The organism is Brevibacterium oceani, assembly GCF_017948325.1.
GTDB lineage: Bacteria > Actinomycetota > Actinomycetes > Actinomycetales > Brevibacteriaceae > Brevibacterium > Brevibacterium oceani.
In genome coordinates this window covers 2,220,469-2,236,581 of the sequence record NZ_CP072846.1, presented here as the reverse complement: position 1 = coordinate 2,236,581, position 16,113 = coordinate 2,220,469, and the positions used below count along the sequence as shown (strand labels likewise).

Genomic DNA, 16,113 nt, shown 5'->3' with positions numbered 1-16,113 from the left:
GCCGCGAATGAAGCAATGTCAGTGCCGAGTAATACAGTGGTCAGGTGATGAAAACCAATAACGGTGAGCAAGTGCCAGGCGTCTCCCATCTCGACACGCTGTGGGTCAAGGGTGCGCGGGCGCACAATCTCAAGAACGTCGAGGTCGCCCTGCCGCGCGACTCCATGGTCGTGTTCACCGGTCTGTCCGGATCGGGGAAGTCCTCACTGGCGTTCGACACGATCTTCGCCGAGGGCCAGAGACGCTATGTCGAATCCCTGTCCTCCTACGCCCGCATGTTCCTCGGGCAGATGGACAAGCCCGATGTCGACTTCATCGAAGGACTCTCCCCAGCGGTGTCGATCGACCAGAAGTCGACCTCGCGCAACCCGCGTTCGACCGTGGGAACGATCACCGAGGTCTACGACTTCCTCCGTCTGCTGTGGGCGCGCATCGGCGTCCCACACTGCCCTGTCTGCGGTGAGGTGATCACGAAGCAGACTCCGCAGCAGATCGTCGACCAGCTGCTCGAGCTGCCCGAACGCACGAAGTTCCTCGTCCTCGCTCCCGTCGTTCGCTCGCGCAAGGGTGAGTTCGTCGACCTCTTCACCGAGCTCCAGGCCAAGGGATTCTCCCGAGCAGTCGTCGACGGCGAGCAGATCACCCTCAGCGATCCGCCGACCCTGGAGAAGCAGTACAAGCACACGATCTCCGTGGTCGTCGACCGCCTGGTCGCCAAATCGGGGATGCGTCCGCGCCTGACCGACTCCGTCGAGACCGCACTCGGGCTCGCCGACGGCCGCATGGACGTCGAACTCGTCGACGAGGCCACGGTGCGCACCTTCTCCGAACACATGTCCTGCCCGAACGAACACCCGCTGGCGATCGACGAGATCGAGCCCCGGTCGTTCTCCTTCAACTCGCCCTTCGGCGCCTGCCCCACCTGCGACGGCATCGGCACCCGCCTCCAGGTCGATGAGAGCCTCGTCGTCCCCGATGAGGACCTCAGCCTCGGTGCCGGTGCGATCGCGCCCTGGTCCGGCGGCAAACAGGTCTCGAAGTACTTCAACCGTCTGCTCAAGGGCCTCGGCGACGAACTCGGCTTCGACATGAAGACGCCGTGGAACAAGCTGCCGAAGTCGGCGAAGTCCGCGATCCTCACCGGCAAGGACTACAAGGTCCACGTCAAATACAAGAACCGCTTCGGCCGGGAGCGGACCTACTCGACGGGCTTCGAGGGCGTCTACCAGTACATCCAGCGCAAACACGATGAGACGGAATCGGACTGGTCGCGCGAACGCTACGAGTCCTATATGCGCGAGATCCCATGCGCGAGCTGCGACGGGACCCGACTCAAACCCGAGATCCTCGCGGTCAAGGTCGGTGACCGCTCGATCGCCGAGGTCTCCGAACTCGCCCTCGACGAGGCTGCGACCTTTCTCTCCTCGCTCGAACTCAGCGATCGTGACGCCGCCGTGGCGGCTCAGGTGATGAAGGAGATCAACGCCCGTCTGGGCTTCCTCCTCGACGTCGGCCTCGACTACCTCAGCCTCAACCGCGCCGCGGGCACCCTCTCCGGCGGTGAGGCGCAGCGCATCCGCCTGGCCACTCAGATCGGTTCGGGCCTCGTCGGCGTCCTCTATGTCCTCGACGAACCCTCGATCGGGCTGCACCAGCGCGACAACCGCAGACTCATCGAGACCCTCAACAAGCTCAAAGACCTCGGAAACACGCTCATCGTCGTCGAACACGATGAGGACACCATCGAATCCGCGGACTGGATCGTCGACATCGGCCCCGGCGCCGGCGAACACGGGGGAGAGGTCGTCTACTCCGGCCCCGTCCCCGGGCTCAGAGACGCAGACGGATCGGTCACCGGCGACTACCTGGCCGGTCGCCGCCGGATCCAGATGCCGACCACGCGCCGACCCGTCGACAAGGACCGCATGGTCACCGTCGAGAAGGCCGTGGAGAACAACCTGCGCGATGTCACCGTGTCCTTCCCGCTCGGCGTCCTCACTGCCGTCACCGGCGTATCCGGCTCCGGCAAGTCCACGCTGGTCAACGAGATCCTCTACACACAGATGGCGAACGTCCTCAACGGTGCCTCGAGAGTCCCCGGCCGCCACAAGCGGGTGACCGGACTGGACAACCTCGACAAGGTCGTCCACGTCGACCAGTCGCCGATCGGTCGGACGCCCCGGTCGAACCCCGCCACGTACACCGGGGTCTTCGACCATGTGCGCCGGCTCTTCGCCGAGACCGAATCGGCGAAGGTCCGCGGCTACCTGCCCGGACGGTTCTCCTTCAACGTCAAGGGCGGACGCTGCGAGAACTGCAGCGGCGACGGCACCATCAAGATCGAGATGAACTTCCTGCCCGACGTCTATGTCCCCTGCGAGGTCTGCCAGGGCGCCCGCTACAACCGGGAGACCCTCGAGGTCACCTTCAAGGGCAAGAACATCGCCGAGGTCCTCGACATGCCCATCGAGGAGGCCAGCGACTTCTTCGCCGCGATCCCCGCGATCTCGCGTCATCTCAAGACCCTCGTCGAGGTCGGGCTCGGCTACGTCCGCCTCGGGCAGCCGGCGACCACCCTCTCCGGCGGTGAGGCCCAGCGCGTGAAACTCGCGGCCGAACTGCAGAAGCGCTCACGCGGACGCACTGTCTACGTCCTCGACGAACCGACCACGGGGCTGCACTTCGAGGACATCTCGAAGCTGCTCATGGTCCTGCAGGGACTCGTCGACAAGGGCAACACGGTCATCGTCATCGAGCACAACCTCGACGTCATCGGCAACGCCGACCACATCATCGACCTCGGCCCCGAAGGCGGCCGCGGCGGCGGACAGATCATCGCCCAGGGCACGCCCGAGGAGGTCGCCGAGGTGAGCGCCTCGCACACTGGCCGATTCCTCAAGCCGATGCTCAACCGCTGATCAGCATGCCCGATCCGTCCAGCTACCGTCCGGCCACGGGGTCGATCCCGACCTCGCCAGGGGTCTACAAGTTCCGCGACCCCGATCGCCGCGTGATCTACGTCGGGAAGGCGAAGAACCTCCGCAACCGGCTGAACTCGTACTTCGCGAATCCTGCGCAGCTGCACCCGCGGACGTCGACGATGGTCCACACCGCGAACTCCGTGGAATGGACCGTCGTCGACACCGAGGTCGAGGCCCTGCAGCTCGAATGGACGTGGATCAACGAGTTCAATCCGCGGTTCAACGTCATGTTCCGCGACGACAAGTCCTACCCGTACCTGGCGATCACCATGAACGACGCGGTGCCGCGGGCGTACATCACCCGCGGCAGACGCCGGAAGGGCGTCAAGTACTTCGGCCCCTTCGCCCAGGTGTGGGCGATCAAGGACACCCTCGACCTGCTGCTCAGGGCATTCCCGATGCGCACATGCACCCCGGGCGTGTACCGTCGCGCCGAGCGCAGCGGACGCCCCTGCCTGCTCGGCTACATCGACAAATGCGCCGCTCCCTGCGTCGGCCAGATCAGCAAGGACGATCACAAGGAGCTGGCGCGCAGCATCTCGGACTTCATGTCCGGCAACACCGGCCGGTTCATCAGCTACCGGCAGAAGGAGATGGCGACCGCCGCGGCCGACCTCGACTACGAACGCGCCGCGAAGCTGCGCGACGAGATCGCAGCCCTGCAGAAAGTGCTCGACAAATCGGCGGTCGTCCTGTCGGTGAGCGCCGACTGCGACATCTTCGCCCTCGTCACCGAAGAGCTCGAAGCCTCGGTGCAGGTCTTCCACGTGCGGCAGGGCCGCATCCGCGGCCAACGGGGCTGGATCATCGAACGTTCCGACGACCACACCCCGGCCGAACTCACCACGGACTATCTGCGCCAGGCCTACTCCGGCCTCGACGCGGATGCGATCCCGAAGGAGATCCTCGTCGACACGCTGCCGGCCGACCTCGAATCGCTCGAAGCCTGGCTGAGCGAGCAGCGGGGGTCGCGAGTGACGGTGCGGGTGCCCGAACGCGGAGAGAAGAAGGCGGCGCTGGAGACCGTGACGAAGAACGCGAAGGAAGCGCTGATCCAGCACAAGCTCAAACGCTCTTCCGACCTGACCACACGCAGCCAGGCACTCAAGGAGATCCAGGAGCACCTCGGGCTGCCCGAGGCACCGCTGCGGATCGAATGCATCGACATCTCCCACACCCAGGGGTCGAACGTCGTCGCGTCCCTCGTCGTCTTCGAGGACGGTATGGCCAAGAAGCGCGACTATCGGCACTTCGCCATCCACGGCGAGGCCGCAGCCGATGACACGGCCTCGATGTACGACGTCGTGTCCCGTCGCTTCAGCCGCTACCTCGAACAGATGACCTCCGAGGAGCCCGACGAGCGCTTCGGCTACCGTCCCAGCCTCCTCGTCGTCGACGGCGCGGGACCTCAGGTGGCGGCGGCCATGAGAGCGCTGAGCGACCTCGGCATCGTCGACATCTCCGTCGTCGGCCTGGCCAAGCGTCTCGAGGAGATCTGGGTCCCCGACGATCCGTTCCCGGTTATCCTGCCGCGCAACTCCGAAGGCCTGTTCCTCATGCAGCGTCTCCGCGACGAAGCCCACCGCTTCGCCATCACCTACCACCGTTCCAAACGGGCGAAGGCGATGACGAGCTCCGTCCTCGACGACATTCCCGGCCTCGGGGAGTCTAAACGCACCGCCCTGCTGCGGCATTTCGGATCCGTGAAGAAGGTGCGCGCCGCGGGCCTCGACGAGATCTGCGAGGTCAAGGGAATCGGTCCCGCGCTGGCCGAGAAGATCGCCGCCGCCCTCGCCGACTGAGCAGGTCCGATCTGGCCTAGAGTAGTGCCGAGAGGCACAGTGCCCGAACCGCCGAGGCGCAGACAGAGGAGGACGTGTGAGTACACCGGCCGAACCGAACGGTTCCGACCATCCCATCGAGGTCGTGCTCGTCACCGGCATGTCCGGGGCGGGGCGGTCCACCGTGGCCAATGTGCTCGAGGACATGGACTGGTACGTCGTCGACAACCTGCCTCCGCAGATGATGCGCCCGCTGGTCGAACTCGTCGCCCGCGCCGACGGAGCGCTGCCGAAGATCGCAATCGTCATCGATGCCAAGGGACGCACGAAGTACACGGAGCTGCAGGAGACCATCAGCGACTTCCTCGATCAGGGCTTGTCGCTGAGCATCCTCTACCTCGAAGCCTCCGACGAGGTCCTCGTCCGCCGCTTCGAATCGACCAGGCGACCCCATCCGCTGCAGGCAGACGGCACCCTCCTCGACGGCATCGAAGCCGAGAAGGCCCAACTCGAGAGCCTGCGGCACCGAGCCGACATCATCGTCGACACCTCGGACCTCAACGTCCATCAGCTCTCCGCCGAGGTGCGCAAGCGCTTCAGCGACGACGACACCCCGCCGCTGCGTCTGACGGTGATGAGCTTCGGGTTCAAATACGGTCTGCCCAAGGACGCCGACCACATCGCCGACGTCCGCTTCCTGCCCAACCCGTACTGGATCCCGCATCTGCGCGGACACAACGGGCTCGACTCGGATGTCGCCGATTATGTGCTCGAGCAGCCCGGCGCGGAGCAGTTCATCGAACGCTATGCTGCGACCCTGGCCACAGTGGCCGAAGGCTATCTGCACGAGGGCCGCGGGTACGCGATGATCGGCATCGGCTGCACCGGAGGCAAACACCGTTCGGTGGCGATCAGCGAACGCGTCGGCAAACTCCTGTCCGCGCAGACCGGAATCCCGATCACCGTGCGTCATCGCGATCTGGGGAGAGAATGACATGGAGACCGAAGATCTTCCCGTGATCTCCTCGAGCGCCCAGAACGAGGGACCGAACATCGTCTCCTTCGGCGGCGGACACGGGCTCTACGCGGCGCTGCGGGCCTTCCGACTGCTCACCGAGGACCTCACCGCCGTCGTCACCGTCGCCGATGACGGCGGCTCCTCGGGACGCCTGCGCGACGAACTCGGCGGACTGCCCCCGGGCGACCTGCGGATGGCGCTGGCGGCCCTGTGTGATGACGGAACCTGGGGTCAGACCTGGCGTGATGTGATCCAGCACCGCTTCGAATCCGATGGTGAGCTCTCCGGCCACGCCGTGGGCAACCTCCTCATCGCCGCGCTGTGGCAGATCCACGGCGACCATGTGGCCGGCCTCGACTGGATGGCCCGCCTGCTCCGTGCCCACGGCCGAGTGCTGCCGATGTCCTCCGTGCCGCTGACGATCGAAGCCGATGTGAAGTTCCCCGGCTCCTTCCAGGTCGTCCGCGGCCAGTCCGTGCTCGCCTCCACCCGCGGTCACGTCGAGACGGTGAGACTCGATCCGGCTGCGCCGCCGGCCCGCTACGAGACCATCGACGCCGTCCGCGAAGCCGATGTCCTCAACCTGGGGCCCGGATCCTGGTACACCTCGGTGATGCCGCACCTGCTCGTGCCCTCCCTGGCCGAAGCCATCGTCGCCTCGACGGCGGTGAAATCGCTCACGCTCAACCTCAGCTCCACCGACGGGGAGACGAAGGACCTCAGCCTCGGCGAGCACCTCGTCTCACTGCACCGTCACGCTCCGTCCCTGCGTCTGGACTACGTCCTCGTCGACGAGGCGGCCACCGAGCTCGAACCCGATCTTGCCCAGCGGGCGGCAGACATGTTCGATGCGAAGCTGTGGGAGCATCCGCTGCGGTCGAGGAGGCAGGGTCAGCATGACAGCCTCAAACTCGCGGCATGCTACCGTGACATGTTGGTGGACGCCGGGATCGGCGTCGCCGAGCAGTGGTAGGACATCGGGTGCAGGAGGACGAACTATGGCACTGACCGCTCAGGTCAAGGACGAGTTGGCGCGGGTGACGATCACTCGCACCTCCGCCCGCAAGGCCGAGGTCTCGTCGATCTTCCGCTTCTCGTCGGCACTCCACCTCGTCAACGGCTCGATCGTGCTCGAGGCCGAACTCGACACGGCTCAGGCCGCCAAACGGCTGCGCGCAGAGATCAAGGACCTCTACGGCCAGCACGCCGACATCGTCGTCATCAACGCCGCCGGAATCCGCCGGTCGAACCGCTACCTGCTGCGGGTGACCCGCGACGGCGGTGCCCTGGCCCGCCAGACCGGCCTCGTCGACAACCGCGGGCGTCCCGTGCGCGGCCTGCCCTCGGCCATCGTCAACGGCTCCGTCGCCGACGCAGAAGCCGCCTGGCGCGGGGCGTTCCTCGCCCACGGCTCCCTGACCGAACCCGGCCGATCCTCGGCGCTCGAGGTCACCTGCCCCGGCCCCGAGGCGGCCCTCGCCCTCGTCGGCGCGGCCCGCCGTCTGGGCCTGAGCGCGAAGGCCCGCGAGGTCCGCGGAGTCGACCGCGTCGTCATCCGCGACGGAGACGACATCGCCGCCCTGCTCACCCGGATGGGATCCCACAGCGCGGTTCTCGTGTGGGAGGAGCGGCGGATGCGCAGAGAGGTCCGCGCCACCGCGAATCGCCTCGCCAACTTCGACGATGCGAACCTGCGCCGTTCGGCCCGTGCCGCCGTCGCCGCCGGTGCCCGCGTCGAACGTGCCCTCGAGATCCTCGGTGACGAGGTCCCCGAGCACCTCCGCTACGCCGGGCAGCTGAGAGTCACCCACAAACAGGCCTCCCTCGAAGAGCTCGGACAGCTCGCCGACCCGCCGATGACCAAGGACGCTGTGGCCGGTCGGATCCGACGGCTGCTGTCGACGGCGGACAAGCATGCAGAGGAACTGGGAATTCCCGGCACCGAAGCCAGTCTGACCCCCGAAATGCTCGAAGATCGCTAAGATCGAGGCATGAGACGAATCGCCATCAACGGCTTCGGCCGCATCGGTCGTGCCCTGCTCCGTCTGTCCCTGACCCCCGACACCGACTTCGAGGTCGTCGCCGTCAACGATCTCACCGACACCGCAACGCTCGCACACCTGCTCACCCATGACTCCGTGTGGCCGCGCTTCGACCACGAGGTCGAGGTCGCCGACGATTCGCTGACCATCGATGGTCGCCGCGTCGCTGTGCTCAGCCAGGCCGAACCCGCATCCATCGACTGGTCGGCGCACGACGTCGAACTCGTCGTCGAATCCACCGGCCGCTTCACCCGGCGCGACCAGGCCGAGGCCCACCTCGGCGGCACCGTGTCCACTGTCGTGCTCTCGGCCCCCGGCAAGGACGTCGACGCGACCTTCGTGATGGGCGTCAATGAAACCGACTACGACCCCTCGGCTCACACCGTGGTCTCGAATGCCTCGTGCACGACGAACTGCATGGCCACCGTCGTCAAAGCCGTCGACGACGCGATCGGCGTCGAATCCGGTCTGCTCAACACCGTCCACGCCTACACCGGCGACCAGATGCTCGTCGACGGACCCCACCGGGACCTCCGTCGCGCCCGCGCCGCAGCTGTCAACATCGTCCCCACCACCACCGGTGCCGCGCGCACCGTCGGCCGCGTCCTGCCCCACCTGGCCGGCAAGCTCGACGGACTCGCGATTCGGGTGCCCGTGCCCGCCGGGTCGATCATCGACTTCACCTTCACTCCGAGCCGCAGCGCCGACCGTGACGAGGTCAACGCGATCCTGCGTGCGGCCGCGGAGGACTCGCGCTATCTCGACTACTCCACCGATGAACTCGTCTCCACCGACATCGTCGGCACCACCGCCTCGGCGATCGTCGACTCCAAGCTGACGATGGCTCTGGGAGACCAGATCAAGGTCGTCGCCTGGTACGACAATGAGTGGGGCTACACGAACAGGCTCAAGGACATGGTCAGCTACATTCTCAGCGAAAGGGACTCATGAGGACATTCGACGATGCGGGCATCTTCGCCGGTCATACGGTACTCGTCCGCAGCGATCTCAACGTGCCGATGGACAACGGCACGATCACCGACCGCGGTCGCATCCTGGCATCGGCCGGGACGATCCGGGACCTCGCCGAGGCGGGGGGCAAGGTCATCGTGATGTCGCACCTGGGTCGCCCGAAGGGCACCCCGGACCCCCAGTACTCCCTCGCGCCGATCGCGCCCGAACTCGCCACGGCGATCGGACGCGACGTCGCCTTCGCAGCTGACACGGTCGGCGAGGATGCCCAGTCCAAGGCCGCGGGACTCGAGAACGGTCAGGTGCTGCTGCTGGAGAACCTCCGCTTCAACCCCGGTGAGACGTCGAAGGACGAGTCCGAGCGCAGGGAATTCGCCGCACAGCTGGCGGCCCTCGCCGATGACTTCGTCTCCGACGGCTTCGGCGTCGTCCACCGCAAGCAGGCCTCCGTCTACGACATCGCCGCCTTGCTGCCGCACTACGCCGGTTCACTCGTGCGCGCCGAGGTCGAGGTCAGCGACCGACTCCTCAACGATCCGAAACCACCGTTCACCGTCGTCCTCGGCGGATCCAAGGTCTCGGACAAGCTCGGAGTCATCGACAACCTCATCGATCGGGCCGACAACCTCCTCATCGGCGGGGGCATGGTCTTCACCTTCCTCGCCGCACTCGGCCACGACATCGGGTCGAGCCTCCTCGAGTCCGACCGCATCGACGATGTGAAAGGCTACCTCGACCGCGCCGAGGCCGGGGGAGCGCGCATCGTGCTGCCCACCGACATCGTCATGGCGGCCTCGTTCGCCGCCGACGCCGAGCACTGGGTGCGCCCGGTGACCGCACTCGAGGACACCCCGGCCGGACCCGACGGACTCGGACTCGACATCGGGGAAGAAACGGCTCAGACCTATGCAGAGATCATCCGGTCATCGGCGACAGTGTTCTGGAACGGCCCCATGGGCGTCTTCGAATTCCCGGCATTCGCCGCCGGAACGAAGGCCGTCGCGCAGGCGCTGACGACCGATGCCGGCACCGAGGCGGCCCAGCGACTGACCGTCGTGGGAGGCGGAGACTCCGCGGCGGCTGTGCGCAGCCTCGGCTTCGCCGACGACGACTTCGGCCACATCTCCACCGGCGGCGGAGCCAGCCTCGAATACCTCGAAGGCAAGACGCTGCCCGGACTCGAAACACTCGCGTGAGGAAGAAGACGACAATGAGCGACCGCACCCTGCTGCTGGCAGGAAATTGGAAGATGAACCACGACCACCTCGAGGCGATCTCGAGCGTGCAGAAACTCGCGTGGGCCCTCGAAGACGCCAAACTCGAGGAGGGCAGCTGCGAGGTCGTCGTCATCCCGCCCTACACCGACATCCGTTCGGTGCAGACCCTCGTCCAGGGAGACAAACTGTGGCTGAAGTACGGAGCCCAGGACGTCTCCCAGCACGAGCCCGGGGCGCATACCGGTGAGATCGCCGCGTCCTTCCTCTCCCGGCTCGGGTGCGCCTACGTCGTCATCGGCCACAGCGAACGGCGCGCCGACAACCACGAGACGAACGAGATCGTGGCCGCGAAGATCCGCGCCGCGCTGTCGGCCGATCTCACTCCGATCCTGTGCGTGGGCGAATCGCTCGAACAGCGGCAGGAGAGGACCCACATCGACTTCACCCTCGGACAGCTCGAGGAGTCCCTGGCCGGGTTCGGTGCGGATGAGCTCGACGGACTCGTCATCGCCTACGAACCCGTCTGGGCCATCGGCACGGGGGAGACAGCCACGGCTGCCGACGCCGCGGAGATGGCAGCGGCGATCCGCGCCCGACTCGTCGAGAGGTACGGCGACGCGATGGCCGCATCGACACGGATCCTCTACGGCGGTTCGGTCAAGACCGACAACGTCTCAGAGATCGTGGCCTCGGCAGACGTCGACGGCGCACTGGTCGGCGGAGCGAGCCTCAGCGGACCCGACTTCGCCGCTTTGTGCAAGGCCGCGGTCGCGAAGTAGACTGACAGACGCATCACTCGACGACACCCTCGACGAAACATAGGTTGAATCCGACGTGGAAATCCTCAACATCATTCTCATCGCGCTGCTCGTGATCACGAGCATCTTCCTCACCCTGCTGATCCTCATGCACAAGGGCAAGGGCGGTGGCATGTCCGACATGTTCGGCGGCGGAATGTCGTCCTCGCTGGGTTCGTCGGGAGTCGCCGAGCGCAACCTCAACCGCTTCACCACACTCATGGCGATCGTGTGGGCCGCGTGCATCATCCTGCTGGGCGTCCTCACCCGCTTCAACTCCTGAGGACCACGCCGGTCCGGCCGCACCAGCGGCGGGCCCGGTCACACCGAGAGGGACCCCGACCGATATGGTCGGGGTCCCTCTCAGTGTGTGCACCGCCGGGGGTACGTGAGACGAGTCAGTCGACGCCGAAGTGGTGTCGGGGGCTGATGCGCCCGATCGCCTCGGCGAGCTGCTCGAGTCCGCGTGTGCGGTCGCTCAGATGCAGCCGCAGCACCGGACGTCCCTTGTCACCGAGCGCCGCCGCATCTCCGGCCGCCTGCGCCCGCTGCAGCTGAGCGAACCCGTAGCCGAGGCCGGGCACCAGCAGGTCGGTGCGAGCGTCGCCGGTGATCTGGAGGAAGACGCCGTTGGGGTGGCCGCCCTTGTGATACTGCCCTGTCGAATGCAGGTAGCGCGGCCCGAAGCCGAAGGTCGTCTGGACACCGGCATGCGTGGAGACCAGGGGCCGCAAGGCGGCCGCCTCGGCATCGGCGAGGCGGTCGAGGTACGCCTGAATTGCGACATAGCCGTACTCGTCGACCTCGGCGAACAGCTCCTGCAGTGCCCCGACGAGATCCGTGGCCTCGCCGACGACCGCGACGACGTCGATCTCTCCCTCGCGGAACGCGGGTTCGGTCGACTGCCCCGAATCGGGCTGGTCGAGCAGGTGCCTGGCCTGGACCTTCGCAGCCTCGACATCCGGCTGATCGAAGGGATTGACGCCGATGCTGTAGCCGGCGATCGCGGTGGCATATTCCCAGAACAGGAACAGCTCACCGAGGCTGCCGTCGACCACGGCTTCGAAGCCGGAGGGGGCACCGAGCTCGGGTGTCTCGGAGGGTCCGAGCAGGCACAGCAGGGCATCGGCGCGGGCATCGCTGAAACCGATGTCATCGGTCGAGTCCACGACGACGGGCAGGATTCCCTGACCGTCCTTGCCCAGCGACTCGGCGACGAGCTGTTCGACCCAGGCCGCAAGTCCGCCGAGCGCTGGTTCGGTCTCCGCGAGGACGAGCTTCTCGGTGGAGCGGGCATGGCCGATGCTCAGCCATGTTCCGAAGCGCAGAGCCGGATTGTCCGCCTCATCGGCGGACAGACGATCGGAGGCGGCGGCCGCCTCGGCGACGATGGCGCGGACATCGGCACCCGCGAGTCCGGCAGGCACGAGTCCGAACGCGGACAGGGCGCTGAAGCGTCCCCCGACGGTGGCGTCGGCACGGAACGTCGCGAGGAAGCCCTCGTCGGCGGCCAGCCGGTCGAGTGGGGTGCCGGGATCGGTGATCGCGATCATCCGGGACGCGGGATCGATTCCGCGGGTTTCGAAGGCCGCGGTGAAGCTGCGCCTGACCGCATCGGTCTCCACCGTGGTCCCGGACTTCGAGGCGATGACGAGGACGGTGTGTTCGAGGTCGGTGCCGACCGCCTCGGCGACCTGATTCGGGTCCGTCGAATCGACGACCTCGAGGCGCACGCCCGCCGCGGCGGCCATCACCTCGGGCGCCAGTGACGAACCGCCCATTCCGGCGAGGCTGATCGTGCGCAGCCCCTGTTCGCTCAGCTCGGACCGCAGCGATTCGATCCTGGTCAGCAGCTCCTCGGAGTGCTCCGCCAGATCGACCCATCCCATACGCTCTGACGCATCCGTCGCACCGGCGAAGAGCTCGGCATCCTGGCTGCGCAGGCGGGAGGCCACCCGGGCGTCGATGAGGCGCGCGGCCTCGGCGTCGAACTCTGCGGCGACGGGAACATCGAGGTCGAGTCTCATGATCGATCCAGCGCCGTCCGGACCGTGTCCTGGAGTTCGGTCCAGCTGACGTCGAATTTCTGCAGTCCCTGCTCTTCGAGCACGGTCATCACCTCCGCATAGTCGATGCCGAGGCGGGCCAGCGAGTCGAAGACCTCGTCGGCGGCCCGGTAGTCCTCGGCAGTGATCTGTCCAGAGACCTCGCCGTGATCGGCGAAGGCCTCGAGGGTCGGTTCGGGCATGGTGTTCACGGTGTCGGGAGAGACGAGCCCGGTGACGTACATCGTGTCCGGGTAGTCGGGATTCTTCACTCCCGTCGACGCCCACAGCAGACGCTGCGGCTTGGCGCCGGCGAGTTCGAGGACCCTGAATCGCTCCGAGGTGAACAGCTGCGAATGGATCTCGTGCGCGAGCACGCAGTTCGCGATTCCGGCGCGGCCCTTGAGATCGGCCGCGGCGGGGGAGTCGAGGGCGTCGAGTCGGGCGTCGACCTCGGAGTCCACCCGGGAGACGAACACCGAGGCGACCGACCGGATCGTCGACAGGTCGTGACCGGCAGCGCGCGCCTTCTCCAGGCCCTGGACGAAGGCTTCGACGACGTGCCGGTACCGAGTCAGCGAGAACACGAGGGTGACGTTGACGCTGATGCCCGCGGCGATGGTGTCGGAGATCGCGCGCAGCCCCGCCTCGGTGGCCGGGATCTTGATCATCGCGTTCGGTTCGCCGACACTCTGCCACAGCGCCTTCGCAGACTCCACAGTGCCCTCGGCATCATGGGCCAGCGGTGGTGCGACCTCGATCGAGACGCGACCGTCGTCACCGTCGGTGTCGTCGTAGACGGGGCGCAGCAGCCGTGCCGCCTCGGCCACGTCGGCGGTGGTCAGGGCTTCGATGGCCGCATCGACGTCCGCCCCCTGCCGGCCGAGCTCGGCGATCGCCGAATCGTAGTCGTTGCCGGCCGAGATCGCGGCAGCGAAGATCGTCGGGTTCGTCGTCACTCCCGTGACCGCAGAGTGATCGATGAGTCGGGAGAGGTCCCCGGACTCGAGCCGGGTGCGGGAGAGGTCGTCGAGCCAGATGGAGACGCCGGCCCGGCTGAGCTGGTCGAGACGTTCGCTCATGCCTGTCCCTCCGCCGCTGCGATCGATTCCCGTGCGGCGTCGACGACGGCGGCCGGGGTGATGTCGAACTTCTCGTAGAGGGTGGCGTAGTCGGCCGAGGCGCCGAAGTGCTCGATCGACACGGCGCGTCCGGCGTCGCCCAGGTACTTGTGCCAGCTCATCGACGAGGCGGCCTCGATGCTCACGCGTGCCCTGAGGTCGCGCGGCAGCACCGTGTTCCGGTACTCCTCGGGCTGAGCGTCGAACCATTCCTGGCACGGCATCGAGATCACGCGTGCCGCGGTGCCTGCCTCCGCAAGCGCCTGCGCCGCCTCGAGGGCGATGGCGACCTCGGAGCCGCTGGCGATGATTGCGACCTGCGGTTCGTCACCGGTGTCGGTGAGCACGTAGCCGCCGCGTGCCGCCTCGGAGGCGGGAGCGTACTTCTCACGGTCGAGGACCGGCACGGCCTGTCGGGTGAGGACGAGGCCGGAGGGGCCGTCGGTGCGATCGAGGATCTTCCTCCAGGCGACCGCCGTCTCATTGGCGTCGGCGGGGCGGACGACGTCGAGGCCGGGGATCGCACGCAGGGCGGAGAGGTGCTCGATCGGCTGGTGGGTCGGACCGTCCTCGCCGAGGCCGATGGAGTCGTGGGTCCAGATGAACAGGTTCGGCAGCTGCTGCAGAGCGGCCAGGCGCACGGCCGGGCGCTGGTAGTCGCTGAAGACGAGGAACGTGCCGTTGTACGGGCGCGTGCCGCCGTGCAGGGCGATGCCGTTGCCGATGAGGCCGGCGGAGAATTCGCGGACTCCGAAGTGGATGTTGCGACCGTATTCGTTTCCGGCGAACGCCCCGGTCGAACGATGCGACGGGAGGAAGCTCGGCTCAGCCTTGATCAGCGTGTTGTTCGATCCTGCGAGGTCGGCCGAACCGCCCCACAGCTCCGGCATCGTCTCGGCGATCGCGTTGAGCACCTGGCCGGAGGCGGCACGCGTGGCGACACCCTTCTCACTCGGTTCGAAGACCGGGAAGGCCGCGTCGAGTCCGTCGGGCAGTTCGCGCTTGGTCAGGCGGTCGAAGAGTGCGGCATTGTCCGGGTTGGCGGACCGCCACGCTGCGAAGGCCCCGTTCCATTCCTGGTGGGCGGCGCGACCGCGGTCGAGGGCCCGGCGGGTGTGGGCGAGGACCTCATCGTCGACGACGAAGGTCGCTTCGGGGTCGAAGCCGAGGACCTCCTTCGTCGCGCGGATCTCGTCCTCGCCGAGTGCCGAACCGTGCGAACCGCCCGTGTTCTGAGCGTTCGGGGCCGGCCACGCGATGATCGTGGACAGGCGGATGAATGACGGGCGCGAATCGGCTCGTGCGGCCTCGACGGCGGCGTGGAAGGCCTCGATGTCCTCGTGGTAGTCGTCCCCGGCGGTGAAGTCCACGTGCTGGACGTGCCAGCCGTAGGCGGCATAGCGCGCGGCGGTGTCCTCGCCGAAGGCGATGGCGGTGTCGTCCTCGATGGAGATGCGGTTGTCGTCCCAGATCACCAGCAGATTCGACAGCTCCTGTGTTCCGGCCAGGGACGAGGCCTCACCGGACACGCCCTCCTCGAGGTCGCCGTCGGAGGCGAGGACGACGATCGAATGGTCGAACGGAGAGGTCCCGGGCGCGGCGTCGGGGTCGAAGAGTCCGCGTTCGCGGCGCGAGGCCATGGCCATTCCCACCGCCGAGGCTAGGCCGGAGCCCAGCGGGCCCGTGGTGATCTCGACGCCGGCGGTGTGACCGACCTCAGGGTGGCCGGGGGTCAGTGATCCCCAGGTGCGCAGGGCCTTGAGATCGTCGAGCTCGAGGCCGAAGCCGGCGAGGTAGAGCTGAACGTACTGAGTGAGCGAGCTGTGACCGCAGGAGAGGACGAAACGATCACGGCCGACCCATGTCGGGTCGGCCGGGTCGTGATTGAGTCCGTGCTGGTAGAGGTAGTGCGCGATGGGCGCCAGGCTCATCGCGGTGCCCGGGTGTCCGTTTCCGGTCCGCTGGACCGCATCGGCGGCGAGGAGGCGGGCGGTGTCGACAGCGCGGTTGTCGAGTTCAGTCCAGGACAGAGATGTCATGTCGTCGAGCGATCCTTCGTTCGTCTGAAGAGCGTGCACTCAAACTCTACCGCGCCGGAAGCCCGACGTGCTGAGCGTCCGCATCCGGTGGTCGGCGACG

Annotated in this window: 12 protein-coding genes; 9 read left to right on the top strand and 3 right to left on the bottom strand. The window is 67.1% G+C overall.

Going from position 1 to position 16,113, the window contains the following annotated elements; genetic code table 11:
• Nucleotides 1-47: 47 nt before the first annotated feature.
• From uvrA to secG, 9 genes are all read left to right on the top strand, one after another.
• Complete coding sequence (gene uvrA / locus J9314_RS09975; protein WP_210602282.1) at nucleotides 48-2,918, top strand: excinuclease ABC subunit UvrA; 2,871 nt, start codon at nucleotides 48-50, stop codon at nucleotides 2,916-2,918.
• A gap of 5 nt (nucleotides 2,919-2,923) precedes the next feature.
• Complete coding sequence (gene uvrC, locus J9314_RS09970; RefSeq protein WP_210602281.1) at nucleotides 2,924-4,783, top strand: excinuclease ABC subunit UvrC; 1,860 nt, start codon at nucleotides 2,924-2,926, stop codon at nucleotides 4,781-4,783.
• A gap of 76 nt (nucleotides 4,784-4,859) precedes the next feature.
• On the top strand, nucleotides 4,860-5,756 hold the full coding sequence (rapZ, locus tag J9314_RS09965; RefSeq protein WP_181273504.1) for an RNase adapter RapZ: 897 nt from the start codon (nucleotides 4,860-4,862) through the stop codon (nucleotides 5,754-5,756).
• A 1-nt stretch (nucleotide 5,757) separates the two neighbouring features.
• A complete protein-coding gene (locus J9314_RS09960) occupies nucleotides 5,758-6,753 on the top strand; it encodes a gluconeogenesis factor YvcK family protein (RefSeq protein WP_181273505.1) in 996 nt (331 codons plus the stop codon).
• A 25-nt stretch (nucleotides 6,754-6,778) separates the two neighbouring features.
• The gene (whiA, locus tag J9314_RS09955; protein ID WP_025777783.1) at nucleotides 6,779-7,762 is read left to right on the top strand and encodes a DNA-binding protein WhiA; all 984 of its coding nucleotides are present in this window, start codon (nucleotides 6,779-6,781) and stop codon (nucleotides 7,760-7,762) included.
• 9 nt (nucleotides 7,763-7,771) lie between these two features.
• Nucleotides 7,772-8,773 (top strand): type I glyceraldehyde-3-phosphate dehydrogenase, encoded by a 1,002-nt coding sequence (gene gap, locus J9314_RS09950; RefSeq protein WP_210602280.1) that lies wholly within the window; start codon nucleotides 7,772-7,774, stop codon nucleotides 8,771-8,773.
• A complete protein-coding gene (locus J9314_RS09945) occupies nucleotides 8,770-9,990 on the top strand; it encodes a phosphoglycerate kinase (protein WP_210602279.1) in 1,221 nt (406 codons plus the stop codon). Before gap ends, J9314_RS09945 begins: the two co-directional genes overlap by 4 nt.
• A 14-nt stretch (nucleotides 9,991-10,004) precedes the next feature.
• Nucleotides 10,005-10,790, top strand: coding sequence for a triose-phosphate isomerase (gene tpiA, locus J9314_RS09940; protein ID WP_210602278.1), 786 nt, complete (start codon nucleotides 10,005-10,007; stop codon nucleotides 10,788-10,790).
• A 55-nt stretch (nucleotides 10,791-10,845) separates the two neighbouring features.
• Entirely contained in the window at nucleotides 10,846-11,091 is a 246-nt protein-coding gene (gene secG / locus J9314_RS09935) for a preprotein translocase subunit SecG (protein WP_181273509.1), read from the top strand.
• A gap of 115 nt (nucleotides 11,092-11,206) precedes the next feature.
• On the opposite strand, the gene J9314_RS09930 is transcribed toward secG, so the two are convergent.
• From J9314_RS09930 to tkt, 3 genes are read right to left on the bottom strand one after another with little or no spacing between them, the layout of a single operon-like run.
• Nucleotides 11,207-12,835 (bottom strand): glucose-6-phosphate isomerase, encoded by a 1,629-nt coding sequence (locus J9314_RS09930; protein ID WP_210602277.1) that lies wholly within the window; start codon nucleotides 12,833-12,835, stop codon nucleotides 11,207-11,209.
• Nucleotides 12,832-13,935: a transaldolase gene (tal, locus tag J9314_RS09925; protein ID WP_210602276.1), complete on the bottom strand. Its 1,104-nt coding sequence runs from the start codon at nucleotides 13,933-13,935 to the stop codon at nucleotides 12,832-12,834. Before tal ends, J9314_RS09930 begins: the two co-directional genes overlap by 4 nt.
• Complete coding sequence (tkt, locus tag J9314_RS09920) at nucleotides 13,932-16,013, bottom strand: transketolase (RefSeq protein WP_210602275.1); 2,082 nt, start codon at nucleotides 16,011-16,013, stop codon at nucleotides 13,932-13,934. The genes tal and tkt overlap by 4 nt, the downstream gene beginning before the upstream one ends.
• Between the last annotated feature and the right edge of the window lie 100 nt (nucleotides 16,014-16,113).

What these genes read in the sequence shown, in the direction of transcription:
- uvrA (WP_210602282.1), top strand. Translation starts at nt 48, where the DNA reads ATGAAAACCAATAACGGTGAGCAAGTGCCAGGCGTCTCCCATCTCGAC.
- uvrC (WP_210602281.1), top strand. Translation starts at nt 2,924, where the DNA reads ATGCCCGATCCGTCCAGCTACCGTCCGGCCACGGGGTCGATCCCGACC.
- J9314_RS09960 (WP_181273505.1), top strand. Translation starts at nt 5,758, where the DNA reads ATGGAGACCGAAGATCTTCCCGTGATCTCCTCGAGCGCCCAGAACGAG.
- whiA (WP_025777783.1), top strand. Translation starts at nt 6,779, where the DNA reads ATGGCACTGACCGCTCAGGTCAAGGACGAGTTGGCGCGGGTGACGATC.
- gap (WP_210602280.1), top strand. Translation starts at nt 7,772, where the DNA reads ATGAGACGAATCGCCATCAACGGCTTCGGCCGCATCGGTCGTGCCCTG.
- J9314_RS09945 (WP_210602279.1), top strand. Translation starts at nt 8,770, where the DNA reads ATGAGGACATTCGACGATGCGGGCATCTTCGCCGGTCATACGGTACTC.
- tpiA (WP_210602278.1), top strand. Translation starts at nt 10,005, where the DNA reads ATGAGCGACCGCACCCTGCTGCTGGCAGGAAATTGGAAGATGAACCAC.
- J9314_RS09930 (WP_210602277.1), bottom strand. Translation starts at nt 12,835, where the DNA reads ATGAGACTCGACCTCGATGTTCCCGTCGCCGCAGAGTTCGACGCCGAG.
- tal (WP_210602276.1), bottom strand. Translation starts at nt 13,935, where the DNA reads ATGAGCGAACGTCTCGACCAGCTCAGCCGGGCCGGCGTCTCCATCTGG.
- tkt (WP_210602275.1), bottom strand. Translation starts at nt 16,013, where the DNA reads ATGACATCTCTGTCCTGGACTGAACTCGACAACCGCGCTGTCGACACC.